This window comes from uncultured Roseobacter sp. (assembly GCF_947499265.1).
Lineage (GTDB): Bacteria > Pseudomonadota > Alphaproteobacteria > Rhodobacterales > Rhodobacteraceae > Roseobacter.
Window position 1 is genome coordinate 191044 of the sequence record NZ_CANMNK010000004.1, and the last position, 24365, is coordinate 215408.

The window sequence follows — 24365 nt, forward strand, 5'->3', positions numbered from 1 at the left end:
GCCCCTAGCCTGTGCCGCCCATTGCGTCAAATGCCTTTGTTCGCACTGGCGTGCCCCTGCAGCAGGGCTTATGTATCTGGAAACAGAACCGCAGGGGCAGTCAGGCTTTGGTCATTTCGTCACTCGCCGATACGGTGCTGCGCCAGATTGAAACGGTGCAGGACACGGTCAACGAGACCCTATTTGAACCCGTGATCCGAATTGGCGTGACCGGTCTTGCGCGCTCTGGCAAGACGGTTTTTATCACGTCACTGGTGGCCAATATGCTGGACCGTGGACGGATGCCGCATCTTGTCGCCGCCGCTGAGGGTCGCATCGAGGCAGCGTTTTTGCAACCACAGCCAGATGACACCGTGCCGCGATTCGATTTCGAAACACATCTGTCGCAGCTTACCGCGCAGGCCCCGAAATGGCCCGACAGCACGCGCGCCATCTCCGAATTGCGCCTGTCACTGCGCGTCCGCCGTGCGGGCTTGCTGGCCGGGCTGCAAGGGCCGCGTACGATCCACGTTGATATCGTCGACTACCCCGGCGAGTGGCTGCTGGATCTGGCCCTGCTGGATAAATCCTACGCCGAGTGGTCGCGTGAAACGCTCGACCGGTTGCGAAATCGCGAGGCAGCGCAGGAGTTTGCGGCGCTGGTGGGTGACACCGATGCCACGGCGTCTTTGGAAGAAACCACCGCGAAAACACTGGCCGCCCGATTCACCGACTATCTGAATGCGGCGCGCGCCGCCGGGTTTTACGATTGCACGCCGGGTCGCTTCCTGCTGCCGGGGGATCTTGCTGGATCACCCGTTCTGACGTTCGCGCCGCTGCCGGGGGAGGGCACGGGACCCCGCGGCTCGTTGCTGCGCGAGATGAACCGCCGTTATGAGGCCTATAAACGCGAAGTTGTTCGCCCGTTTTTCCGGGATCATTTTTCCCGCATTGACCGTCAGGTGGTGCTGGTCGATGCCTTGGGGGCGATCCACAAGGGACCGCGCGCCGTCGAAGACATGCGCGATGCGATGGCCGATATTCTGGGCGCTTTCAGACCGGGGCAAAACGCCTTTTTGACGCAGCTTTTTCAGGGCAAGCGGGTGGAGAAAATCCTCTTTGCTGCGACCAAGGCAGATCACCTGCATCACAAACAGCACAAGCGTCTCACCGCCATCATGGAGGCCTTCCTGCGTGGGGCGGCGGATCGCGCGCGGTTTGCCGGTGCCGAAACCTCCGCCATGGCGATTGCCTCTTTACGGGCGACGACCGAGGACAGCATCACCCATGATGGTCAGGCGCTGGACGTGGTCCGCGGCACCCTTTTGGACAGCGGGAAAGAGGCAGCATTTTATCCCGGTGCGCTGCCCGAGGATCCCAGCCATTTGTTAACGCCTGCGCGCGAGGGAGCCGAAAACTGGCTGGACCAGGACTACCGTGTGATGAATTTCGCACCTTCGCCGCTTACTTTGCGCCCCGGCGATGGTCCACCGCACATCCGGCTTGATAAGGCAGCCCAATTCCTTTTAGGGGATAGGCTATGAGCACGATCATGATCACCCCGGCACGCAGCCTTGATGCAGGCGCCGTGGGCCACATTTTGTCAGTGTCCAATGACACCATGCCCTGGCTGCCGCGACTTCACTCCGCAGCTGAGGAAATCATGTATGCTGGCGACATGATCGAAGCCGGATGGGTGCGCGTGGCGAAAATCGATGGGAAGGTCGTGGGCTTCATTGCACGGCACGAAAGCGATGTGCACGCGCTCTATGTCCTGCCGGAGGCACAGGATTGTGGCGTGGGTACCGCGCTGCTGGATGATGCCAAGACGGAATGTGATTTCCTGGCGCTGTGGAGCTATCAGGCGAATTCGTCAGCGACCCGGTTTTACGGGCTGCGCGGGTTTATCGAGACCGCCCGCACGGATGGCAGCGAAAATGACGTGGGCCTGCCCGATATCCGGTTCGAGTGGGCCAAGGGCGCCTTCTGATGGCCAAGGGGCCGGTTCTTATTGAAATAGACGCGGAAGACCGCACCGGGCCGAACGTTGCCGATGCGCCGCCGGTGCCGGACGAGGATCTGGCACTTCCACAGGGTCAGGCGATGCAAGTGGCCGCGGGCATTGCTGCGCGCAAGCCCTCGCGTCTGGTACGTTGGTTCTGGTCGCTGGCGGTCGCCTTGATCGGGGCCGTGGCGTCCATCGCCGCCTGGGACTTTCTGACCGGGTTGGTGCTGCGCAACCCGATTTTGGGGTGGGGGGTGACGGCGCTGACCGGAGCCTTTTTGCTGGTGCTGGTTGCAATCTGCCTGCGTGAATTTGCGGCGTTGGGCCGGTTAGGGCGGCTGGATGGATTGCGCCGCGCTGCAGATACCGCGCTTGAAGCGGAGGATCTGACGGCGGCCCGCGCCGTCACGGATCGGCTTCTTGCGCTCTACAAAGGGCGTGAGGACACGCGCTGGGGCCGCGGTCGGTTTGAGGAATTGCAGCGCGACCAGATGGATGCATCGAGCCTTCTGGTGCTGGCAGATAGCGAAATTCTCGGCCCGCTGGATGTGGCGGCAGCGCGCGAGGTGGAGGCCGCAGCCCGTCAGGTGGCCACGGTCACGGCACTTGTCCCGTTGGCGCTGGCCGACGTCGCGGCAGCGCTGACCGCAAACCTGCGGATGATCCGGCGGATTGCCGAAGTCTATGGCGGGCGCTCCGGGTTCCTGGGCGGATGGCGGCTGACCCGTGCAGTGATGGCGCATCTGGTGGCCACCGGCGCGGTGGCCGTCGGAGATGACCTGCTGGAGCCGGTCTTGGGTGGGTCCATCCTGGGAAAACTCTCCCGCAGGTTCGGTGAGGGGCTGGTCAATGGCGCCTTGACCGCTCGCGTGGGCGTTGCGGCGATGGAAGTGTGCCGACCGCTGCCGTTTGCCACTGGAAAAAAGCCAAAAGTGCGCGATATCATCAAGAGGAGCCTTGGCGGACTGTTTTCGACGTCAAAATCCTGAATGCAGACAGGCGCGATGACCGCGCACGCAAAGGAGTGACTGATGGAAAGCTTTGCCGCTGATCTGGCCACGATGGTTCGCAGACCTTTGGAGCCTGCGCATGTTGCGGCCATGCAAAAATACGGCAAACTCTTCGATTTTCCGCGCGGGGCTTTTGTGCAGGAGCCGGGGGAAGCGACCGAGCTGTTTCACTATCTGATCGAAGGTGAATTGGAGGCGGTTGACCCCAACACGTTGGAGCGCGTCGGGATTGCGACGCTTGGTCCGGGCCAGTTCTTTGGCGATCTGCAATTTCTCTCGGGCGGGCTGTCCTTGGCGGGCGCGCGTGCCATTCAGGACAGCAAGGTTTTATGCGTGCCCCGCGCCGACATGTTGCGGTTGATGTCGGACATGCCAGAGATGAGCGATATTATCGTAACCGTGTTGGCGGCGCGGCGCAGGCGGGCGGTCGAAGCATCGGATTCCGCGCTGACCTTGATCGGGTCGGAAATCAGCCGCGACATCCGTCATGTGGCCAGCTTTGCAGCGCGCAATCGCATCCCTTTCCGTGAGATCGAGGTCACCTCGGAAGAGGCGATGGCCCTGGCCGCGCAATGCGGCATCGAACAGGCGCAGCCGGGGGTGATTTTCGGGCGCGAACGCAAGATTGATCCCCCGACGCCGCGCGGTGTTGCAAAAGCACTGGGTTTGCATCTTGAGGTCGCTGACGACAATGCCTTTGATGTCCTGATCGTCGGCGGCGGTCCGGCCGGTGTGGCCGCGGGGGTTTATGCAGGCGCAGAAGGGCTCAGCGCGCTGGTGCTGGAAGATATGGCCATCGGCGGCCAGGCGGGCACATCAAGCCGGATCGAGAATTACATGGGCTTTCCCACCGGCATTTCCGGCGGCGATCTGGTCGGGCGTGGCGAAGTGCAGGCGATGAAATTCGGCACTCGGTTCTCGGTGCCCCGGCGGGCGGCGGCGCTGCGTCAGTGTGATGAGAAATGGTTTCATGCAACGCTCGATGATGGTCAGGAGGTCAGCGCCAAGGCCTTGATCGTGGCCACAGGTGTGCAGTATCGCCGCCTGCCGCTGCCGGGATTGGAGCGATTTGAAGGCGCAGGCGTGTATTACGCGGCCACAGAGGTTGAAGCACGCTATTGTCGCGATACCGAGGTTGCGGTGATTGGGGGCGGCAACTCGGCAGGTCAGGCAGCGATGTTTCTGGCCCGCACCACCCGCCACGTGCATGTCCTGATCCGCGGGGGATCCTTGGCCGCTTCGATGTCGGATTATCTGCTGCAGCGGCTGAACACACATCCACGCATCACCATTCACACTCGTACCGAAGTGATGGAACTGCACGGGCGCGACACGCTGGAAAAGATCACGATCTGCGACCGGGCATCGGGGCAGAACTGGGATCTGCGCACGGCGGCCCTTTTCGTGATGGTGGGTGCGGCCCCTAATACCGGTTGGCTCTCGGGGCTGATCAAGCTGGACGACAAGGGGTTTGTGCTGACCGGGGCCGAGGCTGGCGGCCGCTCTCAATATGAAACCTCCTGCCCGGGGGTCTTTGCTGTCGGTGATGTGCGTGCGGGCTCCGTCAAACGCGTCGCTTCAGCCGTCGGCGAAGGGTCGGTGGTGATGTCCGCCGCGTGGGAACACGTGAATGCCTGATCCCTGTAAGAGGCGACTTGGCTGGTCGCTGCATTGGTGTTTGCGGCTCCGGGTGGTCTTGGGACTTGTTCCCCTTGGCGCCTCTGCTTATAAGGCCCGCATGACAAAAGTCCGCGCTATCATTATTCGAATTATATCCCCGGCGCTCTGAGCTTTGAGACGCCGGGCCAAGGTGTTTGAGCCGCTCGCACCGACCGCTTTTTCCTGTTCAATGACCCATCCGAAGGACGCCCGCAATGTGCGCCGACACGACCGACACCGCCCCACACCTTGACTATAAGTCCACGCTGAACCTGCCAAAAACCGACTTCCCGATGCGCGCGGGCTTGCCCAAGCGCGAACCCGATTGGCTTCAGCGGTGGGAGGAGATCGGGGTCTATGACCAGCTGCGCAAGAAGGCGAGCCGCACGCCTTTCACGCTGCACGATGGCCCTCCTTACGCCAACGGGCATTTGCACATCGGGCATGCGCTCAACAAAACCATCAAGGACATGATCGTGCGCAGCCATCAGATGATGGGCTTTGACGCACGCTACATCCCCGGCTGGGACTGCCACGGTCTGCCCATCGAGTGGAAGATCGAGGAGCAGTACCGGCAAAAGGGCAAGAACAAGGACGAGGTGCCGATCAACGATTTTCGCGCCGAATGCCGCAAGTTTGCCGCCGGTTGGGTGGACATCCAGCGCGAGGAATTCAAGCGTCTGGGCATCACCGGCAATTGGGCTGACCCCTATCTGACCATGGATTTCCATGCAGAGCGGGTGATTGCCGAGGAATTCATGAAATTCCTGATGAACGGCACGCTCTATCAGGGCAGCAAGCCGGTGATGTGGTCGCCAATGGAGCAAACCGCGCTGGCCGAGGCCGAAGTGGAGTACCACGACAAGGAAAGCTTCACCATCTGGGTAAAGTTCAAGGTTGTCGCGGAAAATGCTTTTGTAGGTGACGATCTAGGCGAAACTACGCGAGCGGCTATTCAAAGTATCGACGGTGCCTACGTCGTCATCTGGACGACCACCCCCTGGACCATCCCGTCAAATAAGGCGGTGGTCTATGGGTCGGACATCTCCTACGGGCTTTATGAAATCACCGGGCGGCCTGAGGAATGCTGGGCCCGGATCGGGGAGCGCTATCTGCTCGCTGACAGCATGGCGGCGGATGTGCTGGGCCGTGCGCGGCTGGATGAGACCATGTATCGCCGGTTGCGGGACGTGACGGCGGAAGAACTCAGCCATCTGCGGTTGGCGCATCCATTTAGCGGTGCTGAGGGGAGCGCAGGCGAATGGGATGACATCCGCGATTTCCGCGCGGCGGATTTCGTGACCGATACCGAAGGCACTGGCTTTGTCCATTGTGCGCCCTCCCACGGGATGGAGGAATACGAGCTCTACCGTGATCTTGGCATGTTGAGCCAGGTGATCACCTATAATGTGACCGATGAGGGCATGTTCCGCGAGGGCCTGCCGTTCTTTGGAGGCAAATTCATCCTGAACCGCAAGGGCAAGGAAGGCGATGCCAACGCTGCCGTGATCGACAAGCTGGCGGAGGTTGGGGGCCTGCTGGCGCGCAGCAAGATCAAGCACAGCTATCCGCATTCCTGGCGCTCCAAGGCGCCGGTGATCTATCGGAACACCCCGCAGTGGTTTGCCGCCATCGACAAGCCTGTCGGGGACGGGCAGGACATGCATGGCACTACCATCCGCGAACGCGCGCTGACCGAGATCGACAACGTCAACTGGACCCCGAAGTCGGGCCGCAACCGTCTGCATTCGATGATGGAGGCGCGCCCGGACTGGGTGCTCAGCCGCCAGCGCGCCTGGGGCGTGCCGCTGACCTGTTTCACCAAGAAAGGCGCATTGCCCACGGATGATGATTTCCTGCTGCGCGACCCGGCGGTCAATCAGCGGATCGTCGAGGCCTTTGAGGTCGAAGGGGCGGATGCCTGGTATGAAGACGGGGCCAAGGAGCGGTTCCTCGGCAATGACTACAACCCTGATGACTATGATCAGGTCACGGATATTCTGGATGTCTGGTTTGATTCCGGCTCCACCCATGCCTTCACCCTGCGCGACCGCGCGGATGGCACCGAGGACGGCATTGCCGATGTCTACATGGAAGGCACCGATCAGCACCGCGGCTGGTTCCATTCTTCCTTGTTGCAATCGGTGGGAACGACGGGGCGCGCGCCCTATCGCAACGTTGTGACACACGGGTTTACGCTGGATGAGAAGGGCATGAAGATGTCCAAATCCCTGGGCAATACCATCGTGCCGGAAAAGGTCGTGCAGCAATATGGCGCGGACATCCTGCGGCTCTGGGTGGCGCAGACGGATTACACGCTGGACCAGCGGATCGGGCCGGAAATCCTGAAAGGGGTAGCCGACAGCTATCGCCGCCTGCGCAATACCATGCGGTACATGCTGGGCTCGCTGAGTGACTTCAGCGATGCGGACCGGGTAGATCCTGCGGAGATGCCGGAACTGGAACGCTGGGTGCTGCACCGTCTGGCCGAGCTCGATAAAACCGTGCGCGATGGCTATGCCAAATACGATTTTCAGGGTGTCTGGCAGGCGGTCTTTACCTTTGCGACGGTGGACTTGTCGGCCTTCTACTTCGATATCCGCAAGGATGCGCTTTATTGCGATGGCGATACGCTGCAGCGTCGTGCCGCGCGTACCGTGCTGGATCTGCTGTTCCATCGCCTGACCACCTGGCTGGCGCCTGTCATGGTGTTCACCATGGAAGAGGTCTGGCTGGAACGCTTCCCCGGCGCGGATAGTTCGGTGCATCTGCAGGACTTTCCTGAGACGCCATTGGAGTGGCGCGATCAAGAGTTGGATGACAAGTGGCATGCTGTGCGGAGCATCAGAAAAACCGTGACGGAAAAACTCGAAGAAAAGCGAGTTGAGAAGCTGATTGGATCGAGTTTGGAAGCTTCCCCAATCGTGTACCTAGGGAACGATATCCATTTCTGGGACAGCGCTGAAGACGCAAAGGCTTATCTTGAGGAGATTAACTTCGCGGATATTTGCATTACTTCCGGCGTGAAGATCGAAATAGGCGTGCCGGGAGACGAGATCGGGGTAAAGCATGGCTTTACTTTCGCCAAGGCCGAAGGCGAGAAATGTGCGCGCTGCTGGAAGGTCCTGCCCGATGTCGGACAGCACCGCCACGCAGGTGTTTGCGGTCGCTGCAACGACGCCATCGGATAAGCAAAAGGGGCAGGCGGTATCACTACCTGCCCGCCGCGGGCTCAGGTCGTGCCGTCGATCTGCCGCTTATAATCTTCGGCGTCAAACCACCCCAGCGACGCGGCAATTGCCATGTCGCGGGTCAGGTCCCATTCTTCCCAACCGGATACAGTGACCGGATTGCGTGTTTCGGCATGGTGCCCGCGCAACGTCCAGAGATAGACGGCATGACTTCCGTTGCCGCGCACCGCGTCGCAGGTAAGCTGCAGGTCTGGGAATTCAGCATGAAACCCGGCCGCCATATCATGCAGGGCCTGTGTGCCCTTGTGCGGATCGCCCCGGTTGATGATGATCTGAGCGTCGGACGCAAAATGGGCAGCAACCGCGCCGGGGTTTGCGGAATTCCATGCCGCTGTATAATCGCGGGCTTTTTCGTCGAGGGTCATGATCCGTATCCATTTGAGCTATGTGCATTTTTACCAATGCACTCAGGATGACCCCTGAGGGCTCGGGTGGCCAGAAAATTCGCATATTGGCATGTTGCGCAGGAACCGGGTTGCTCTCACCCGGCACATCCGACAGGTTCGGGTCGTGTTTGAAACCACCGTCCACACGCAATTCGGATCCCTGGTCATCGTCGAAAAGGACGATGCCATTGTTGCCCTGCGCTGGGGGACCTCGGCGCGCAATGACACTACCGAATTGCTCAAGAAGGCGGTGCGGCAAATCGAAGAATATGACGCTGGCACGCGGGAGGTGTTCGATCTGCCGCTGCGTGTCGAGGGGTCGGCTTTTCAGCGTGATGTCTGTGATGCGATCTACGCGATCCGGTTCGGCGACACCTGCACCTACGGCGATATCGCAAAGGCGCTGGATGTCCCCGCGCAAGCCGTGGGGCAGGCCTGCGGCGGCAACCCGATCCCGATCATCATTCCCTGCCACCGCGTGATGGGCGCAAAGGGCCTGACGGGGTTTTCAGGTGCAGGTGGGGTGGAGACCAAGGTTGCCTTGCTGCGTCACGAAAAAGCGGCAGGGCTGCTGATCTGACCCAGGCGTGGGGGCCGTAATCTTACCGCTGTTGCTGCAGAGCGCTCGCTTTTCTAGGGGGGAATATCTGCTGTGCGATGCCCGCAAAGACCAGGTAGATCGATGTTGTAACAAGGCCCCAATGCGCCCAGCTTTCAGGGTGAAAGTCGACCCAGGCCGCCCAGCCCGCAAAGAAGGTCCAGGCCAGCGCGACCGGCAGCGTGATAAATCGCCAGCGTTCGGTGCGAACGGGATGCACGAATTTCAGCGGCACGAACATCGCGATCGCCAGCACCGTCACCATGGTCAGCGAGACCCAGAAATTGGGTTGCAGAGCAAAGATCACCAGCACCAGCATGTTCCAGCAGCCGGGGAAGCCGGAGAAAGAATTATCCTTCGTTTTCATGCGGGTATCTGCAAAATAGAGAGCCGAGGCGAAGGTAATGATGATGATCGCACACCACCCTGTCCACCCATCCATCAACCCGCTCTTGAAAAGCGCAAAGGCGGGAATGAACACATAGGTCAGATAGTCGATGATCAGATCCAGCAGGACACCATCGAATTCCGGCGCATTGACTTTGACATGGTAGTGGCGGGCCAGGGGGCCATCGATCCCATCCACGAAAAAGGCCACGACAAGCCACAGGAACATCAGATCCCACTTGGCATCCACGGCGGCCAGCATCGCCAGCATCGCAAAAACGGCACCTGTGGCGGTAAAGAGATGCACGCCAAGCGCGCGTAGTCGAAGTGTCATCCAATGTTCTTGCCGCAAGCGGCTGAGGGATGCAAAAGGAAAAGGCCCATAACTGATTAGGATGGGCCAATCCGCAACACTTCGGGATATCGCGTCAGTTGCTGATGCGCACGTCTTCCAGTGGATACGCGAGCGAATCCTGATCTTCCCACCCGGCATGGCAATCGTGGCAGAACGCCTGTTTGAATTTCATCGGTTTGCCATTTGGCTGCAGCCCGGCATAGAGCCAGTCGTCTGTTTCCGGCGCGCCGCCTGCGTCCAGTTTGGTCATGATGAACAACGGTCCGGGGCGGGCGGCTTTTTTCTTCTTGCTGATGGAGATGCTCTCCTTGGCCAGCACGGAGCCGACGGGCATCTCCACCCCTTCTTCGGCGAACTTCAGATATTGCTCTGCGGCCACGTCATTGGCGAAGGTCTGTAACAGACGATTGCCATGGGGGCCGGCGACGGCAGGGCGGGTCGATGTCACGGCCCAGCTGCGATAGGTGCTGCCAACCTCATCGCCTTGCTTGGCATAGCCCGTTGCCATGGCATCCTTGACGCAATCATAGAGGGCCACAACCTCTGCCTCTTCCAGATCGAAGGCGCTCTCGACGTCCACGGGGCAGTCGGCGGCGTAGGAAGCAGTCGCGGTGAGTGAAAAGGCCATGGCGAATACGGCTAGGCTGAAACGTGTCATTGTAATCCCTCGGATTTTGGTATGCGGCGGTATGCCGCAGCAGGACCCTGACACATAACCCATGCGGCATGCGGTAAACCTTCGCGCACATTGTCGTGAGCATTTCTAGGCTTTGGGATGTGCCCGGTCGTAGACTTCCATCAAACGGGCGGTGTCCACAGCCGTGTAGGCCTGCGTCGTGGACAGGGAGGCGTGGCCCAGCAATTCCTGAATGGCCCGGAGGTCGCCGCCCGCATCCAGCAGGTGCGTTGCGAAACTGTGCCGCATGGCATGGGGCGTGGCACTGGCAGGCAGCCCCAGCTGCATCCGCGCCCGCGCCATCACCTTCTGGATCGCGCCGGGGGCCAGCGGCCCGCCCCGCACCGCGCGAAAGAGCGCTGCATTGGGCTCCAGTGGATAGGGGCAGGCGCGCAGGTAGGCATCCACGGCTGTGCGGGCGGCGGGCACCACCGGCACCACCCGTTCCTTGCCGCCTTTCCCGATGATCCGCAGCGTTTCGGGCAGCGGCGCATCGGCACCGGTCAGGCCAAGCGCCTCGGAGATGCGCAAGCCGCAGCCCCAGAGCAAGGTCACCACCGCCACGTCGCGCAGCGCGACCCAGGGCTTTTCTGATTGCATCTCGATGGCGTCGATCAGGCTGCGGGCGGCATCCTCGGCCAGCGGGCGGGGCAGTTTTTTCTGAAACTTGGGCGCGCGGACGGATAAGACAGCGGTTGGCTCAAACCCTTCACGCTCCGCCAGCCAGCGGTAGAAGGCCTTGACCGCGGAGAGTTTGCGCGCCAATGACCGGGCGCCGATGCCTGTCCCGCGGGCCTGCGCCATCCAGGCGCGCATGTCGGTCACGGTGATCCTTGCCAACGGCGCCAGGCCCTGCTGCTCTGCCTTGTATTCGGTGATGAACGCCAGAAATTCCGTGACATCGCCCTGATAGGCGATGATCGTATTGTCCGAAGACCCCTTTAATGCCCGCTGATGGCTCAGCCACATCTCCAGCGCATCGCGCGCGGCGGGGCTGATCAGGCTCACGACAGCCAGCGGCGCATGATCCGTTCGAAAACGCCGGTAAAGAAGGTCAGAAGATCGGTGCCTTGCTGCGGCCCGAACATATGTGGATCCTCGGCGCCCAGAACCAACAGGCCGGGCAATCTGCCGGGGCCGAAATCCAGCATCAGACAGGCCTCGGATTTGATCCAATCCGCCTTGTCGCCATAGAGAAATTCGGAACCGCCTTGGATTTGCCGCAGGGTGACCTGACGCGTCGCGCCATGACGGCCTTGCGCGAGGTAGTCCTCGACAAACCCCGGGTCAGCCACCGCCAACACACCATCAAGGCTGCCCAGCACCAAATCCATATCGCCCTGGGTGGATTCCAGAACAAGCTTCACCGCATCCACCCGCAGGATTTCGGCGACCTCGCCGCTGAGCTCTTTGAGGAAATCCTCGAAGGCGATCGGATCCAGCATGCGCAGGATGGCGCGATGGATCTGATTGGTGCCGGCAAGGTTTTCATAGGCGGCCGCAATCACGGACCGGTGCGTGTCTTCGAGGCGATCAAGACGGGATTCCATCCGGTCCATCGCGATGCCGCGCAGATCGACGATATTGGCCCCCATGGACCGTTCATTCGCCGCAATCAACGCGTTCATCACATCGGTATCGTCAAGGATCACATCGGGTCGCGAAATGATGGCCTCTCGCAAGGCATCTTCGATTTTTGGGCTGCTGCTCATCTCGTGCTCTTATGTTTTTGCAAGGTCATAACATGATCTATGCGCAAAAGCTGCCAAGAAATTTGCGGGCTGGCCGGAGACCCGCGAGGTGTTGCCGATGGGTGCCAGCGCCGGGTCAGCGCTGGCGATTTCCGGGAAGGATCGCGATCCGCGATCAGAGAATATTCTGACCCGTCTTGGCCCAATCGGCCATGAACTGCTCCAGCCCCTTGTCGGTCAGGGGATGCGTGGCCAGTTTGCGGATCACCTCGGGCGGGGCGGTCATCACATCGGCGCCGATCAGGGCGGCATCCTGCACATGGTTCACGGACCGGATGGAGGCGGCGAGGATCTGCGTTTCAAACCCGTAGTTGTCATAGATGGTGCGGATGTCCTGAATGAGGTCCATGCCGTCGAGGTTGATGTCGTCCAGACGCCCGATGAAAGGGCTGATGAAGGTGGCCCCCGCCTTGGCGGCCAGCAACGCTTGATTGGCAGAGAAACAAAGCGTGACATTGACCATCTTGCCTTCGCCCGAGAGGACCTTGCAGGCTTTCAACCCGTCCCATGTCAGCGGCAGCTTGACGGTGATGTTTTCGGCGATCTCGGCCAGCTTGCGGCCTTCTGCAATCATCGCCTCAGCTTCGAGCGCCACCACTTCCGCGCTGACGGGGCCTTCGACGATGCCGCAGATTTCCTTGGTCACTTCGAGGATATCGCGCCCGGATTTCAGGATCAGGGAGGGGTTGGTCGTGACCCCGTCTACCATGCCAAGATCGTTCAGTTCGCTGATGGCCTGGGTGTCGGCCGTGTCGACAAAGAATTTCATCGCTGCTGTTCCTTTCGAAGGTGTATGTGAACGCTAACATCGTTCTCTCTTGCGCTTGGCTTTACCGCATGATCTGCGATGCTTAAACCCTCAATTGTCCACCCCTGCCGGAGCATGCCTGTTGACGCTGCCGCAATTTTACGACCATGGCGATCTGATTGGCGTGCTTACAACTCAGCCTTTGGGCCGCGCGCTGGATTACCGCGCGCCGGAAGGCGGCTGCCATCTGGGGGCCTTCGTGGAGGTGCCTCTGGGCCCGCGCAAGGTGCTGGGCGTGGTCTGGGGGCCCGGGAAAGGCGACTATGATCTGGCGAAGATCCGGTCGGTGATGAGGGTGCTGGATGTGGCCCCGATGCGCGAAGAGATGCGCAGCTTTCTGGAACGCGCGGCGGATTATACGCTTACCCCGATGCCCGCGATGCTGCGGCTGGCAACGCGTGCGCCAGGGCTGGGCGATCCGCCCTCGATGCGCAAGATCTATCGGCGCGGGCCGGGCGAGCCTGACAAGATGACCGCTGCCCGGCGCAAGGTGCTGGAGGCGCTGAGTTCCTATGGCGATCTGTCCTTCACGCTCAAGGAACTGGCGGAAATGGCGGGGGTTGGAACCTCCGTGGTCAAGGGGCTGGTGGCGCAGAACGCCGTTGCCGAAGAAGACAGCCCGCGCGATTTGCCGTTTGCACGGCTCGATCCGGCGCTGCCCGGCAAGGAACTGACCGCTGATCAGGCCGCGGGTGCCGCGCAACTGGAGGCGGCGGTCACCGGCGGGCGGTATGGTACCACGCTGCTGCGGGGGGTGACCGGGTCCGGCAAAACGGAAGTCTATCTGGAGGCGGTTGCCGCAGCCCTGCGCGCCGGGCGGCAAGCGCTGGTGCTTTTGCCGGAGATCGCCCTGACCGCGGAGTTCCTGACCCGTGTCGAGGAACGTTTTGGCGCAAAGCCCGCGGAATGGCATTCCGGTGCCACCATGACCGAGCGGCGGCGCATCTGGCGCATGGTCGGGCAGGGCGATGCGCAATTGGTGATCGGCGCGCGGTCGGCGCTGTTTCTGCCGTTTCAGAACCTTGGGCTGATTGTGGTCGATGAGGAGCATGACACCTCCTACAAGCAGGAAGAGGGCGTGCTTTATAATGCGCGGGACATGGCGGTGCTGCGGGCCTCGATCTGCGGCGCGCAGGTGGTGCTGGCCTCCGCCACGCCATCGCTGGAAAGTTGGGCCAATGCCGAGGCGGGCAAATACCGACGCCTGGAGCTGACCTCGCGATTTGGCCCCGCCGTGATGCCGCAGATGCGTGCGATTGACATGCGCGCAGAGGCGTTGCCGTCCGACAGGTGGGTGTCCAAAGAGCTGCAGGACGCGGTGACGTCCCGACTGGAGAAGGGGGAACAGTCGCTGCTGTTCATCAACCGGCGCGGTTATGCGCCCATCACGCTCTGCCGGGCCTGCGGGCATCAGATTGGCTGTGATCATTGTGATGCGCGCATGGTGGAACACCGGTTTCTCAAGCGGCTGGTGTGCCATCAATGCGGCGAGACCAAACCGATGCCGGATGTCTGCCCCGCCTGTGAAGTCGAGGGGCGTCTGGCCGCCGTGGGGCCGGGGGTCGAGCGATTGGGAGAAGAAGCCGCAGCGCTGTTTCCCGAGGCAAAGATCGCCACGTTAAGTTCCGACATGTACGGCTCTGCCCGGGCGCTGAAAGCCGAGATTGAGGGGATTGCCGAGGGGGCTGCGGATGTGATCATCGGCACGCAACTGGTGGCCAAGGGGCATAACTTCCCCAAGCTGACGCTGGTGGGGGTGATTGATGCCGATCTGGGGTTGCAAGGCTCCGATCTGCGGGCTGCGGAGCGGACGTTCCAGCTGATGCGACAGGTGGCGGGGCGCGCGGGACGCGCGGAAAAGCCCGGCACCGCCCTTTTGCAGACCTACCAGCCTGAGCACCCGGTCATTCGCGCCATTCTGGCAGGCGATGAAGATCGGTTCTGGGCGGCGGAAGCGCGTGAACGAGAGGTGGCAGGTGTGCCTCCCTACGGCCGCATGGCAGGCATCATCCTCAGCGGCCCGGATGTGGCGCGTGTCTTCGACGCGGGCAACCAGCTGGCGCGGCAGGATGGGCCGCTGCGCGCTATAGGGGCGCAGGTTTTTGGGCCTGCACCGGCCCCGATCGCCCGGGTGCGCGGGCGCCACCGGGTGCGCCTGTTGGTCAAGGCCGAGAAAACCGCGCCCCTGCAGGACGCATTGGCCAGATGGGTCGGACAGCTGCGGATCAAGGGGGATTTGCGTCTGGCCGTTGATATCGATCCGCAGAGTTTCTATTGAGTTTTATGGGTCTGGTGCTGACGCACCAGACCCGCCTCCGGCGGGAATATTTAGGGCCAGAAGAAACCCCTGCGCGTCACCGGACAGAGCTTGTGCTTTTTTGCGCCTCGCCAAAGGGGGGCAAACAGCATATGCCGGGTTCATGGCCCAATTTGTTCCTCTCTCAGACGCGCGACAGATGCCGTTTTGGCGGCGTCCGATCACCTTGCTGTTTCTGATGGCTTTCGCGATGCCGGTGGCCTTTTTCACCTGGTACGCGCTGCTGAACAATTTCACCAAGGAAGTCGCAGGCTTTGATGGCGCCGACATTGGCCTGCTGCATACGATCCGGGAAATACCAGGGTTTCTGGCCGTGGGGGTCATTGCCGTCATCCTGTTTGTGCGGGAACAAGTGCTGGGGCTGGTGTCCCTGGTGCTGCTGGGTGCCGCAACGGCAATCACCGCGCAATTCCCGCAGCTGACGGGCATTCTGATCCTCACCTTCCTCAGCTCCGTGGGCTTTCATTATTATGAGACGGTCAACCAGTCGCTGCAATTGCAGTGGTTGCCCAAGGACCGCGCGCCGCAGATTTTGGGATGGTTGCTGGCCACCGGCTCTGCTGCGACTTTCATTGTCTACTTCGTGATCATGATCCTGTGGGAGCCTCTGGGGCTAAGCTACAACATCGTCTTCATGTTCGGTGGCGGGATCACCGCGGCCATCGCCCTCTTTGCGCTGATTGCCTATCCGCAGTTCGAGGCCCCGCATCCGCAGATCAAGAAGATGGTGCTGCGCAAACGCTACTGGCTCTATTACGCACTGCAGTTCATGTCCGGCGCGCGGCGGCAGATCTTCATGGTCTTTGCGGGCTTCATGATGGTCGAGAAGTTTGGCTTTGAGGTGCATGAGGTTGTGGGCCTCTATCTGATCAACCTGGTGATCAACATGTGTGTGGCGCCCTTTCTGGGGCATATCGTGGCCCGTTACGGGGAGCGTAATGCGCTGGTTTTCGAATACGCCGGGCTGGTCTGCGTGTTTCTGGCTTATGGCGGTGTCTATTTCTTTGACTGGGGGTTTGCCGTCGCCGCAGCACTCTATGTGATCGATCACATGTTCTTTGGGCTGGCGCTGGCGATGAAGACCTATTTCCAGAAGATCGGTGATCCGGGGGATATCGCCCCGACCGCAGCGGTCGCCTTTACCATCAATCATATCGCTGCGGTGTTCCTGCCGGTGATGCTCGGGCTGATGTGGCTGGTGTCGCCTGCGGCCGTCTTCTTTTTGGCGGCGGCGATGGCGGGGGTGTCACTGATCCTAGCGACGCTCATCCCGCGCCATCCCGAAGCGGGCAATGAGACGATCTTTTCGCGGCCGGTGCCGACCGCGGCGGAATGAGCGACGCGCGCTTTCTGACAGGCTCCACCATGGGGCATGTCGTGCGGATGACCGCAACCGGCGCACTGGGCATCACATTTGTTTTCCTGGTGGATGCGGCCAATCTGTTGTGGATTTCGCAATTGGGCGATCCCACGCTGGTGGCCGCCATTGGTTTTGCCTTTGCGGTGCAGTTCTTTTCGGTCTCCTCCGGCGTTGGCCTGATGATCGCCGCCACCGCGCTGGTGTCGCGCAGCATCGGGGCCGGTAAGCGGGACGCCGCGCGGGCGCAGGCAGGGGCGGCCATTGTCATTGCGACCAGCATTCAGGCCTGCGTTGCCGCCCTTGTGGTGATTTTCAGACATGATCTGGTGGCCTTCGCCGGGGCCTCGGGCGAAACGGCGGCGCTGGCAGCACGGTATCTCGGCTTCACCATGCCGTCGCTTGTCTTCATGGCCGTTGGCATGATCGCATCAGGTACGCTGCGGGCAGAGGGGCTTGGCGCCAAGGCGATGTATGTGACGCTACTGTCTGGCACCCTCTTGATGGTGGTCGACCCGATCCTGATCCTTTGGCTGGGCCTTGGGCTTGACGGTGCCGCCATTGGGCTCGTCAGCTTTCGCATCGCGCTGATGGGGTTGGGCCTCTATTTCGCGGCGGTTCAGCACAATCTGATCGCATGGCCGACACTGGCCAGCACGCGCACAATTTTGCGCCCCTATATGGTGGTGGCGCTGCCCGCCATCGCTACGCAAATGGCAACCCCAGCAGGCAACTATTTTCTGACCATCGTCATCGCACCCTTTGGGGATGATGCCGTGGCCGCCTGGGCCGTTGTGAGCCGACTGACAGTGGTGGCCTTTGGCGGGATTTTTGCGCTTTCGGGCGCGATTGGCGGTATCTTCGGGCAAAACTTCGGCGCTGGCCACTGTGACCGGCTGCGCAGCACCTATCGCGATGCCCTGATCTTTTGTCTGGCCTATACGCTGGTCACCTGGGCGCTGCTGGCACTGGCCACCCCTTTTTTCACCCGTGCCTTCGGATTGACCGGGCAGGGGGCTGACGTGCTTTACGCCTTCACGATGATCGGTGTGGGTGGGTTTATTTTCATCGGGGCGCTTTTTGTCTCAAATGCCGCCTTCAACAATCTGGGCAAACCGGGGCGGTCCACGCTTGTGAACTGGATCAAGGATGGCCTGCTCAGCTGGCCGTCCGCTGCGTTCCTTGCGACGTATTACGGTGCGCCCGGCGTGATCTATGGGCAGGCGGCGGCCGGTGCATGTGTCGGTCTTGCCTCGGCGCTCTGGGGATGGCGGTACGTGCAAGGCCTCAGACCCGTACCGCCAGAGGCGCTTGACCTTCCGCCTGCGCGGCCCTACCCGAACCCCGACCGATATCGGAGACGTTGATGCCAACCTTCACTGCCCTCACAACCCTGCCGGGGAAAGCTGCCGCTGAAAAACTGGGAGCGGCGATGGAGCGGCTTGATCCGGAACCGACGGGTGTCGGGGTGTTCGAGGTCGAGGATGGCTCCGGTCTCTGGGAAGTCGGGGCCTATTTCACCGAAACGCCGGATGACACGGCGCTGACCCTGCTGGCGACCGCGATGGGGGCAAAGCCATTCGTCATATCCGAACTGCCGGAAACCGATTGGGTGGCCCACGTGCGCCGCGAATTGGCACCGGTCGCGGCGGGACGTTTTTTTGTCTACGGCAGCCATGACGCGGACAAGGTGCCCGCAAGTTGTGAGCCTTTGTTGATCGAGGCGGCGATGGCCTTTGGCACCGGTCACCATGGTACGACATTGGGATGCCTGCGCGCGCTGGACAGGCTCGCGACGGCGGGCAAGACGGGGCTGAACGTCGCCGATATTGGCTGTGGTACGGCGGTGTTGGCGATGGCGGCGGCGCGGATCTGGCCGAACCCGGTGCTGGCCAGCGATATTGATCAGGTGGCTGTCGATGTTGCCGCGAGCAATGTGGCCGCAAACGGTCTGCAGGGAGGGGTAAAATGCGTGGAAGCCGCAGGCTTTGACCATCCCGACTTGTTGGCGGCGGCCCCCTTTGATCTGATCTTTGCCAATATCCTGAAAGGGCCTCTGGTGGCGCTCGCGCCCGATATGGCACGTCACTTGCAACCGGACGGACATGCGATTCTATCGGGCATTTTGAATGAACAGGCGGATGAGGTGATCGCAGTTTATGCGCAGGCTGGCATCAATCTTGAGCACCGAGAAGAGATTGTTGACTGGACGACGCTTACTCTGAGTAGAGAACTGCCTTAATTGCCTCACTTCCGCCTTATTTGACCTGTTTGCGTTGAGTTTTATGCGTTTTTAAGCCAATTTGATGATGATCCGGTGGGGGCCTGATTGTCAGGAGAGTGTGGTGTCTGATTACGCTCAATTTGAAAAACGCCTTGCGGTGCTTACAACCAAGCACAGAAAAATGGCGCGTGGATATACCGCAAAAATTGGCGAAGACGGCCTTATCATGGTCGAGCCCAAGCGGGTACGGTCGCCGATCCGCCCGCGCACAATTGTTCTGATGGGTGTCGGTGTGTTTTTGTTCAAGGCCCTGCTGCTGACCTCGACCGGGCTTGCCACCTATGAAAACCGCATTGCAGCGCTGAGTTCCGGGACCGTTTTTGAACAGGCTGCGGCCTGGGTGATGCAACCCGATGTCGTTTCGCGCTATCTGGCGGAAACATTCACGAAGATGATACCTTGAATTGGTACGGAGCGCGCGTGACGCGTTCCGAGTGTGTAATCGAATGTCCCTCCAATGATGTTCACTGGTAAAAAAACCGCCCCTTCAATCAAGAAGGGGCGGTTTTTCTTTTCAAAAGGCTCTGTCGTTTGAAGAGCGATACCGCTTAGCGGATGATGTGGCTTTCCGCGACGGTGTCGATGTCGGAGCGGCTCAGGCCGATGTCTTCAAGCTCACGATCGGACAATGTCGCCAGCGCGTTGCGTGTGACGCGCGCGTCGTTCCATGCCACCACAGAAGCGATTGTGGTGTTGATGAAGCTGGAGAAACGGCTTGCAACGGATGCGGAGCCATAGGTGGTGCGGGAAGTGTCAAAAGTAGTCATGTTAGCCGTCCTTTGTCTGAAGGTGAACCGGTCTGGCCGGTGTGTTGTGAGGCTCAGATAGGACCTGCCTAGATTTTCAGCAAGATGTGAAAATGCATGTGTGATATGCATTTTTCGCATGGGTCGAATACGTGGTTAACGCACCGTAAAAAAATGGAAAATCTTTGGTGGTGTCTGTCGAAAACGTGCCGGATCATGCCGCATTTGGACCGTGAGACCTGCTGCCACGTCAAAACCGGTGTTGCGCCTTAGGATAAAGGAACTGCTTGGCGGATGTTCGCCTTTCGTGCTAATGCGTACAAAAAGCATCAAAATGTCGGGGCAGGGCTTGTGATACGCATAATTGGTATCGATCCGGGGTTGCGCAACCTCGGTTGGGGCATGGTGGATGTTGCCGGCAGCCGGATTTCGCATGTTGCCAATGGAATCTGCAAATCATCAGGGACAGATCTGAGCCAGCGGCTGTTGTCACTGCACGAGCAGCTATCTGTCATTATCGCAGAATTCGCGCCACAACAGGCGGCGGTGGAACAGACATTTGTCAATAAGGATGGTGCAGGCACGCTCAAGCTCGGTCAGGCGCGGGGGATCGCAATGCTGGTGCCCGCGCAGGCGGGGATCAGCGTTGGTGAATATGCGCCGAATACAGTGAAAAAGGCCGTGGTTGGTGTCGGCCATGCGGACAAGGCCCAGGTCTTGCACATGGTCCAGCTGCAACTGCCCGGCGCGGAGATTACGGGACCGGATGCCGCTGACGCGCTGGCGATTGCGATTTGCCACGCGCATCATAGCGGTGCCGGCGGGTTGAGTGCAGCCATCGAAAGGGCGCGTGCATGATTGGCAAGATTACCGGGCGGATTGATTACAGAGCCGCCGACCATGTGCTGATCGATGTGCGCGGTGTCGGCTATCTGGTCTATTGCTCGGATCGGACCATGGCGGCGCTGCCCGGGGTTGGAGAGGTCGTGGCTCTGTTCACCGATCTGGTGGTGCGCGAGGACCTGATGCAGCTTTTCGGCTTCACCACATTGGCGGAGAAGGAATGGCACCGATTGCTGACCTCGGTTCAGGGCGTGGGTGCCAAAGCTTCCCTGGCCATTCTGGGCACTTTGGGACCCGACGGGGTGAGCCGGGCCATTGCCTTGGGTGATTGGAATGCGGTCAAGGCGGCCAAGGGCGTCGGGCCCAAGATCGCACAGCGCGTTGTGCTTGATTTGAAAGACAAGGCCCCCGGCGTGATGGCGATGGGCGGGACCGTTGCCGCCGCCAGTGGAGAAGCCGTGGCGGAGGTCATCGAGACCTCTCCCCCGGCTGCACCTGCTGCGCAGGTGGCCTCCTCCGCACAGGCGGATGCGCTTTCGGCCCTGGGCAACCTTGGCTACGGCCCTGGTGATGCGGCGGGGGCAGTGGCGCAGGCGGCAGGGGAAGCGCCGGACGCTGATACACCTGCATTGATCCGTGCGGCGTTGAAACTTCTGGCGCCCAAGGGCTAGGGTGCGGTGAGCCCGGTACAGGACATCTTATGAGCGACATCGACCCCACCGTGCGGCCCGAGCCGATGCCTGAGGATGTGGACCGCGCCCTGCGGCCGCAGATGCTCGATGAATTTGTCGGGCAGGCGGAGGCCCGCGCAAACCTGCGTGTTTTTATTCAGTCGGCGCGGCAGCGTGGGGAGGCGATGGATCATACGCTGTTCCACGGGCCCCCGGGCTTAGGCAAGACGACATTGGCCCAGATCATGGCGCGGGAACTGGGCGTGGGGTTCCGCATGACCAGTGGGCCGGTTCTGGCCAAGGCGGGTGATCTGGCGGCAATCCTGACCAATCTGGAACCACGCGATGTTTTGTTTATCGATGAGATTCACCGGCTAAACCCGGCGGTGGAAGAAGTGCTCTACCCGGCCCTGGAGGATTTCGAGCTGGATCTGGTGATTGGCGAAGGCCCTGCGGCGCGCACCGTGCGGATCGAATTGCAGCCCTTTACGCTGGTGGGGGCGACCACGCGTATGGGGTTGCTGACCACGCCCTTGCGCGACCGGTTCGGCATTCCCACACGGCTGCAGTTCTACACCGAGGACGAGCTTTTTGTCATTGTGGACCGCAATGCCCGCAAGCTTGGGGCCCCGGCGGATCAAGGCGGCGCCCGGGAGATTGCGCGCCGTGCACGGGGTACCCCGCGGATTGCCGGACGGTTGTTGCGCCGCGTCGTGGATTTCGCCGTGGTTGAGGGGGATGGCCATGTGACCCGTGACCTTGCCGATATGGCGCTGACGCGGCTGGGTGTGGATCATCTGGGGCTAGATGGGGCGGACCGTCGGTATTTGCAGCTGATCGCCGAGAACTACGCGGGCGGCCCGGTCGGGATCGAGACGCTGAGTGCGGCATTGTCGGAAAGTCGGGATGCGTTGGAAGAGGTGATCGAGCCGTTTTTGTTGCAACAGGGGCTGATCCAGCGGACCCAGCGCGGGCGGATGTTGGCGCAAAAAGGCTGGACGCATCTGGGGATGCAGCCGCCCAAAACACAGACCGATTTGTTCGAGAAATAGGGTGGAGAAGAGATTTATGCCTCCGGCGGGGATATTTCGGGCCAGAAGAAGCGCATGATGGAGGTTGCCGAGATAGAAGCGCTGTTTACCCGAGAAAGCGGTGATTTTGCCTTTGCCCGGTGGGGGCGGCCCATTGCCCCGATCGTCTTTGGGGTGACGGATGAGACGTTGTCCGTTGTCAAAGGGGCGCTGGAAGCGGTGATGGTTTTGTCAGGGCATCAGATGGCGGAGACGGATCCGGAGCTGGGCAGCAATCTGATGGTGTTCTTTTTTCGCGAATGGGACGAATTGCCCGAGGTGCCGGGGCTGGACCGGCTGATCCCTGAACTCGGCCCGCTGGTGGCGCGGCTGAAATCTGTTGAGGCCAATCAGTACCGGATTTTCCACTTTGATCCGGATGGGGCGATCAAGGCGTGTTTTGTGTTCCTGCGGATGGACGAAGAGTTAAGTGTGGTGCCTGCCGAGACCCTGGCGCTGAGCCAGATCGTGCAGTCGGTGTTGCTGTGGTCAGATACGGCGTTTCGGGCAAAGTCGCCCTTGGCGGTGGCCGGGGATAAAACGATTTTGCGCCCCGATATTTCCACGTTGATCCGTGCGGCCTATGATCCGGTCCTGCCAGCGGCTGCGCAAGACCCCAGCCACGCATTGAGGCTGGCGGCACGGGTGGGCCAGATGCAATGAGGGAGATGGATTTTCAGGCTTTTGCCAAAGCGTGGCAAGCGGGGTGGAACAGCCATGATCTGGATCGTATCCTGTCGCATTATAGCGAGGATATCCTTTTTCATTCGCGCAAGGCGCAGGCGTCGACCGGCAGCGGCGTGATCCGTGGCAAGGCGGCGCTGCGAAGCTATTGGGCGCAAGCGCTGGAGGCGCAGCCTGACCTGATCTTCACCGTTGAGGACGTGTTCGAGGGGCACGACATGATGGTGATCAGTTATCTGAATCACCACGGGGTGCTTGCCGCCGAAACCCTATATTTCGGCGCTGATGGGCTGGTGGTGCAGGCCGCTGCTTGTCATCGTGCGGAAGACGGCTGATGCACAGCTTCCCGATCCGCGTCTACTATGAAGACACCGACATGGCGGGCATTGTCTATTACGCCAATTACCTGCGCTACATCGAACGGGCCCGCAGCGACTGGGTGCGCGAGATAGGCATCGACCAGTTGGCGATGAAGGCGCAGGGCGTCGTTTTTGCCGTGCGCCGGGTCGAGGCCGATTATATTCAACCCGCGCGGTTTGACGATGCGCTGGACGTCCACACCGCGCTGGTGAAACTGACACCAGCCCGGATGATCATGGCGCAGAAAGTGCTGCGCGGCGATGACGTGCTCTTTACCGCCGATGTGACAATTGCCTGCATCGGGGCGGGGGGAAAACCCGTCCGGCTGCCAGCAGAACTCCGCTTAATGCCAATTAGTCCTGCCTCATGACAGCATAGTGATAGCAATCCCGGTTGTTCTTCGTTAGAATCGCGTGAAATTGAGGTCGGCAAAACGGCCCAAAGCGGTACAAAGTAAAGAGCAGGCATCATGGAAGCAGAAACGCTGGCACTGGCGCATGAGATTGATTTCTCATTCTGGGGGCTGTTTGCCCGCGCGACATTAATCGTCAAACTCGTGATGATCATGCTGATCGTGGCCTCGTTCTGGTCCTGGTCGATCATTGTGATGAAGCTGCTGATCTTTCGGCGCGCCCGTGCCGAGGCCGGTGAATTTGATCAGGCGTTCTGGTCCGGTGAACCGTTGGACGGGCTCTTTGAGGCCGTTGGCCCGGCCCCTTCAGGCAGTTCGGAAAAGATATTCGCGGCCGGTATGACGGAATGGCGGCGCTCGCACCGAGATGATGGTGGGCTTATCGCGGGGGCGACATCGCGGATTGACCGGTCGATGGATGTGGCCATCAACAAAGAGGCTGATTACTTGCGCGGTGGGTTGACCGTTCTGGCAACCGTGGGGTCATCCGCACCCTTCATTGGCCTTTTCGGGACCGTCGTGGGCATCATGAATGCGTTTATCGAGATCGCGGAGCAGCAGAACACCAACCTCGCGGTTGTGGCGCCTGGCATTGCCGAGGCTCTGCTGGCCACGGGGCTTGGCCTTTTGGCGGCGATCCCGGCGGTGATTTTCTACAACAAGCTGAGTGCGGATTGCGACAAGATCCTCTCCGGCTACGAGGCTTTTGCCGACGAATTTGCCACCATCCTCAGCCGCCAGTTGGACAGCTGACCG

The 24365-nt window shown here is 60.8% G+C and carries 25 protein-coding genes; 18 read left to right on the forward strand and 7 right to left on the reverse strand.

Features of this window, described 5'->3' with window-relative positions; genetic code table 11:
- Positions 1–107 precede the first annotated feature (107 nt).
- The 5 genes from Q1A63_RS11860 to ileS all read left to right on the forward strand — a co-directional run bounded on the left by Q1A63_RS11860 (position 108) and on the right by ileS (position 7844).
- The gene (locus Q1A63_RS11860) at positions 108–1523 is read left to right on the forward strand and encodes a YcjX family protein (protein WP_299632099.1); all 1416 of its coding nucleotides are present in this window, start codon (positions 108–110) and stop codon (positions 1521–1523) included.
- The gene (locus Q1A63_RS11865; protein ID WP_298972122.1) at positions 1520–1969 is read left to right on the forward strand and encodes a GNAT family N-acetyltransferase; all 450 of its coding nucleotides are present in this window, start codon (positions 1520–1522) and stop codon (positions 1967–1969) included. Before Q1A63_RS11860 ends, Q1A63_RS11865 begins: the two co-directional genes overlap by 4 nt.
- Positions 1969–2973 (forward strand): TIGR01620 family protein, encoded by a 1005-nt coding sequence (locus Q1A63_RS11870; protein ID WP_299631687.1) that lies wholly within the window; start codon positions 1969–1971, stop codon positions 2971–2973. The genes Q1A63_RS11865 and Q1A63_RS11870 overlap by 1 nt, the downstream gene beginning before the upstream one ends.
- Positions 2974–3015: 42 nt before the next feature.
- Positions 3016–4632, forward strand: coding sequence for a cyclic nucleotide-binding domain-containing thioredoxin-disulfide reductase (locus Q1A63_RS11875; RefSeq protein WP_299631689.1), 1617 nt, complete (start codon positions 3016–3018; stop codon positions 4630–4632).
- A 236-nt stretch (positions 4633–4868) separates the two neighbouring features.
- Positions 4869–7844, forward strand: a complete 2976-nt coding sequence (gene ileS / locus Q1A63_RS11880; RefSeq protein ID WP_299631691.1) for an isoleucine--tRNA ligase — start codon at positions 4869–4871, stop codon at positions 7842–7844.
- A gap of 41 nt (positions 7845–7885) precedes the next feature.
- Here ileS and Q1A63_RS11885 read toward each other — a convergent pair whose 3' ends face one another.
- On the reverse strand, positions 7886–8269 hold the full coding sequence (locus Q1A63_RS11885; RefSeq protein ID WP_298972127.1) for a nuclear transport factor 2 family protein: 384 nt from the start codon (positions 8267–8269) through the stop codon (positions 7886–7888).
- Between the two features lie 145 nt (positions 8270–8414).
- Between Q1A63_RS11885 and Q1A63_RS11890 the strand changes: the two genes are divergently transcribed.
- On the forward strand, positions 8415–8870 hold the full coding sequence (locus Q1A63_RS11890) for a methylated-DNA--[protein]-cysteine S-methyltransferase (RefSeq protein WP_298972130.1): 456 nt from the start codon (positions 8415–8417) through the stop codon (positions 8868–8870).
- Positions 8871–8892: 22 nt separating this feature from the next.
- Here Q1A63_RS11890 and Q1A63_RS11895 read toward each other — a convergent pair whose 3' ends face one another.
- The 5 genes from Q1A63_RS11895 to fsa form a co-directional block, all read right to left on the reverse strand.
- A complete protein-coding gene (locus Q1A63_RS11895; RefSeq protein WP_298972134.1) occupies positions 8893–9609 on the reverse strand; it encodes a CDP-alcohol phosphatidyltransferase family protein in 717 nt (238 codons plus the stop codon).
- Between the two features lie 94 nt (positions 9610–9703).
- Complete coding sequence (locus Q1A63_RS11900; protein WP_299502772.1) at positions 9704–10288, reverse strand: cytochrome P460 family protein; 585 nt, start codon at positions 10286–10288, stop codon at positions 9704–9706.
- 105 nt (positions 10289–10393) lie between these two features.
- Entirely contained in the window at positions 10394–11314 is a 921-nt protein-coding gene (locus tag Q1A63_RS11905; RefSeq protein WP_298972136.1) for a tyrosine recombinase XerC, read from the reverse strand.
- Positions 11311–12018 (reverse strand): DUF484 family protein, encoded by a 708-nt coding sequence (locus Q1A63_RS11910; RefSeq protein ID WP_299631695.1) that lies wholly within the window; start codon positions 12016–12018, stop codon positions 11311–11313. The genes Q1A63_RS11905 and Q1A63_RS11910 overlap by 4 nt, the downstream gene beginning before the upstream one ends.
- 154 nt (positions 12019–12172) lie before the next feature.
- A complete protein-coding gene (fsa, locus tag Q1A63_RS11915; RefSeq protein ID WP_298972141.1) occupies positions 12173–12826 on the reverse strand; it encodes a fructose-6-phosphate aldolase in 654 nt (217 codons plus the stop codon).
- A 121-nt stretch (positions 12827–12947) separates the two neighbouring features.
- On the opposite strand from fsa, the gene Q1A63_RS11920 reads away from it, so the two are divergent.
- The 5 genes from Q1A63_RS11920 (at position 12948) to Q1A63_RS11940 (ending at position 19226) form a co-directional block, all read left to right on the forward strand.
- On the forward strand, positions 12948–15143 hold the full coding sequence (locus Q1A63_RS11920) for a primosomal protein N' (RefSeq protein WP_299631697.1): 2196 nt from the start codon (positions 12948–12950) through the stop codon (positions 15141–15143).
- Between the two features lie 142 nt (positions 15144–15285).
- Positions 15286–16518, forward strand: coding sequence for an MFS transporter (locus Q1A63_RS11925; protein WP_299631699.1), 1233 nt, complete (start codon positions 15286–15288; stop codon positions 16516–16518).
- A complete protein-coding gene (locus tag Q1A63_RS11930) occupies positions 16515–17906 on the forward strand; it encodes an MATE family efflux transporter (protein ID WP_298972146.1) in 1392 nt (463 codons plus the stop codon). The genes Q1A63_RS11925 and Q1A63_RS11930 overlap by 4 nt, the downstream gene beginning before the upstream one ends.
- Positions 17906–18781: a 50S ribosomal protein L11 methyltransferase gene (locus Q1A63_RS11935; RefSeq protein WP_298972149.1), complete on the forward strand. Its 876-nt coding sequence runs from the start codon at positions 17906–17908 to the stop codon at positions 18779–18781. Before Q1A63_RS11930 ends, Q1A63_RS11935 begins: the two co-directional genes overlap by 1 nt.
- Before the next feature lie 103 nt (positions 18782–18884).
- Positions 18885–19226: a hypothetical protein gene (locus Q1A63_RS11940; protein ID WP_298972151.1), complete on the forward strand. Its 342-nt coding sequence runs from the start codon at positions 18885–18887 to the stop codon at positions 19224–19226.
- A gap of 145 nt (positions 19227–19371) precedes the next feature.
- Here Q1A63_RS11940 and Q1A63_RS11945 read toward each other — a convergent pair whose 3' ends face one another.
- Complete coding sequence (locus tag Q1A63_RS11945; RefSeq protein ID WP_298972153.1) at positions 19372–19590, reverse strand: DUF1127 domain-containing protein; 219 nt, start codon at positions 19588–19590, stop codon at positions 19372–19374.
- Positions 19591–19920: 330 nt separating this feature from the next.
- On the opposite strand from Q1A63_RS11945, the gene ruvC reads away from it, so the two are divergent.
- The 7 genes from ruvC (at position 19921) to tolQ (ending at position 24362) form a co-directional block, all read left to right on the forward strand.
- On the forward strand, positions 19921–20427 hold the full coding sequence (gene ruvC, locus Q1A63_RS11950; RefSeq protein WP_298972155.1) for a crossover junction endodeoxyribonuclease RuvC: 507 nt from the start codon (positions 19921–19923) through the stop codon (positions 20425–20427).
- On the forward strand, positions 20424–21083 hold the full coding sequence (gene ruvA, locus Q1A63_RS11955) for a Holliday junction branch migration protein RuvA (RefSeq protein WP_298972157.1): 660 nt from the start codon (positions 20424–20426) through the stop codon (positions 21081–21083). Before ruvC ends, ruvA begins: the two co-directional genes overlap by 4 nt.
- Positions 21084–21112: 29 nt before the next feature.
- Positions 21113–22135, forward strand: coding sequence for a Holliday junction branch migration DNA helicase RuvB (ruvB, locus tag Q1A63_RS11960; RefSeq protein WP_298972159.1), 1023 nt, complete (start codon positions 21113–21115; stop codon positions 22133–22135).
- Between the two features lie 57 nt (positions 22136–22192).
- The gene (locus tag Q1A63_RS11965) at positions 22193–22816 is read left to right on the forward strand and encodes a hypothetical protein (RefSeq protein WP_298972607.1); all 624 of its coding nucleotides are present in this window, start codon (positions 22193–22195) and stop codon (positions 22814–22816) included.
- 5 nt (positions 22817–22821) lie between these two features.
- Positions 22822–23172, forward strand: coding sequence for a nuclear transport factor 2 family protein (locus Q1A63_RS11970; protein WP_299631704.1), 351 nt, complete (start codon positions 22822–22824; stop codon positions 23170–23172).
- Entirely contained in the window at positions 23169–23567 is a 399-nt protein-coding gene (gene ybgC, locus Q1A63_RS11975) for a tol-pal system-associated acyl-CoA thioesterase (RefSeq protein ID WP_298972609.1), read from the forward strand. The genes Q1A63_RS11970 and ybgC overlap by 4 nt, the downstream gene beginning before the upstream one ends.
- Positions 23568–23666: 99 nt before the next feature.
- Positions 23667–24362, forward strand: a complete 696-nt coding sequence (gene tolQ / locus Q1A63_RS11980; protein ID WP_298972163.1) for a protein TolQ — start codon at positions 23667–23669, stop codon at positions 24360–24362.
- Positions 24363–24365 lie beyond the last annotated feature (3 nt).

Bases quoted from the DNA above. Each gene is read 5' to 3' on its own strand.
- Q1A63_RS11970 (WP_299631704.1), top strand. From the start codon at position 22,822: ATGGATTTTCAGGCTTTTGCCAAAGCGTGGCAAGCGGGGTGGAACAGC.
- Q1A63_RS11965 (WP_298972607.1), top strand. From the start codon at position 22,193: ATGGAGGTTGCCGAGATAGAAGCGCTGTTTACCCGAGAAAGCGGTGAT.
- Q1A63_RS11935 (WP_298972149.1), top strand. From the start codon at position 17,906: ATGCCAACCTTCACTGCCCTCACAACCCTGCCGGGGAAAGCTGCCGCT.
- Q1A63_RS11945 (WP_298972153.1), bottom strand. From the start codon at position 19,590: ATGACTACTTTTGACACTTCCCGCACCACCTATGGCTCCGCATCCGTT.
- Q1A63_RS11900 (WP_299502772.1), bottom strand. From the start codon at position 10,288: ATGACACGTTTCAGCCTAGCCGTATTCGCCATGGCCTTTTCACTCACC.
- fsa (WP_298972141.1), bottom strand. From the start codon at position 12,826: ATGAAATTCTTTGTCGACACGGCCGACACCCAGGCCATCAGCGAACTG.
- Q1A63_RS11870 (WP_299631687.1), top strand. From the start codon at position 1,969: ATGGCCAAGGGGCCGGTTCTTATTGAAATAGACGCGGAAGACCGCACC.
- Q1A63_RS11865 (WP_298972122.1), top strand. From the start codon at position 1,520: ATGAGCACGATCATGATCACCCCGGCACGCAGCCTTGATGCAGGCGCC.
- Q1A63_RS11930 (WP_298972146.1), top strand. From the start codon at position 16,515: ATGAGCGACGCGCGCTTTCTGACAGGCTCCACCATGGGGCATGTCGTG.
- ruvA (WP_298972157.1), top strand. From the start codon at position 20,424: ATGATTGGCAAGATTACCGGGCGGATTGATTACAGAGCCGCCGACCAT.
- Q1A63_RS11875 (WP_299631689.1), top strand. From the start codon at position 3,016: ATGGAAAGCTTTGCCGCTGATCTGGCCACGATGGTTCGCAGACCTTTG.
- Q1A63_RS11925 (WP_299631699.1), top strand. From the start codon at position 15,286: ATGGCCCAATTTGTTCCTCTCTCAGACGCGCGACAGATGCCGTTTTGG.
- tolQ (WP_298972163.1), top strand. From the start codon at position 23,667: ATGGAAGCAGAAACGCTGGCACTGGCGCATGAGATTGATTTCTCATTC.
- Q1A63_RS11885 (WP_298972127.1), bottom strand. From the start codon at position 8,269: ATGACCCTCGACGAAAAAGCCCGCGATTATACAGCGGCATGGAATTCC.
- ruvB (WP_298972159.1), top strand. From the start codon at position 21,113: ATGAGCGACATCGACCCCACCGTGCGGCCCGAGCCGATGCCTGAGGAT.
- Q1A63_RS11895 (WP_298972134.1), bottom strand. From the start codon at position 9,609: ATGACACTTCGACTACGCGCGCTTGGCGTGCATCTCTTTACCGCCACA.
- Q1A63_RS11910 (WP_299631695.1), bottom strand. From the start codon at position 12,018: ATGAGCAGCAGCCCAAAAATCGAAGATGCCTTGCGAGAGGCCATCATT.
- ileS (WP_299631691.1), top strand. From the start codon at position 4,869: ATGTGCGCCGACACGACCGACACCGCCCCACACCTTGACTATAAGTCC.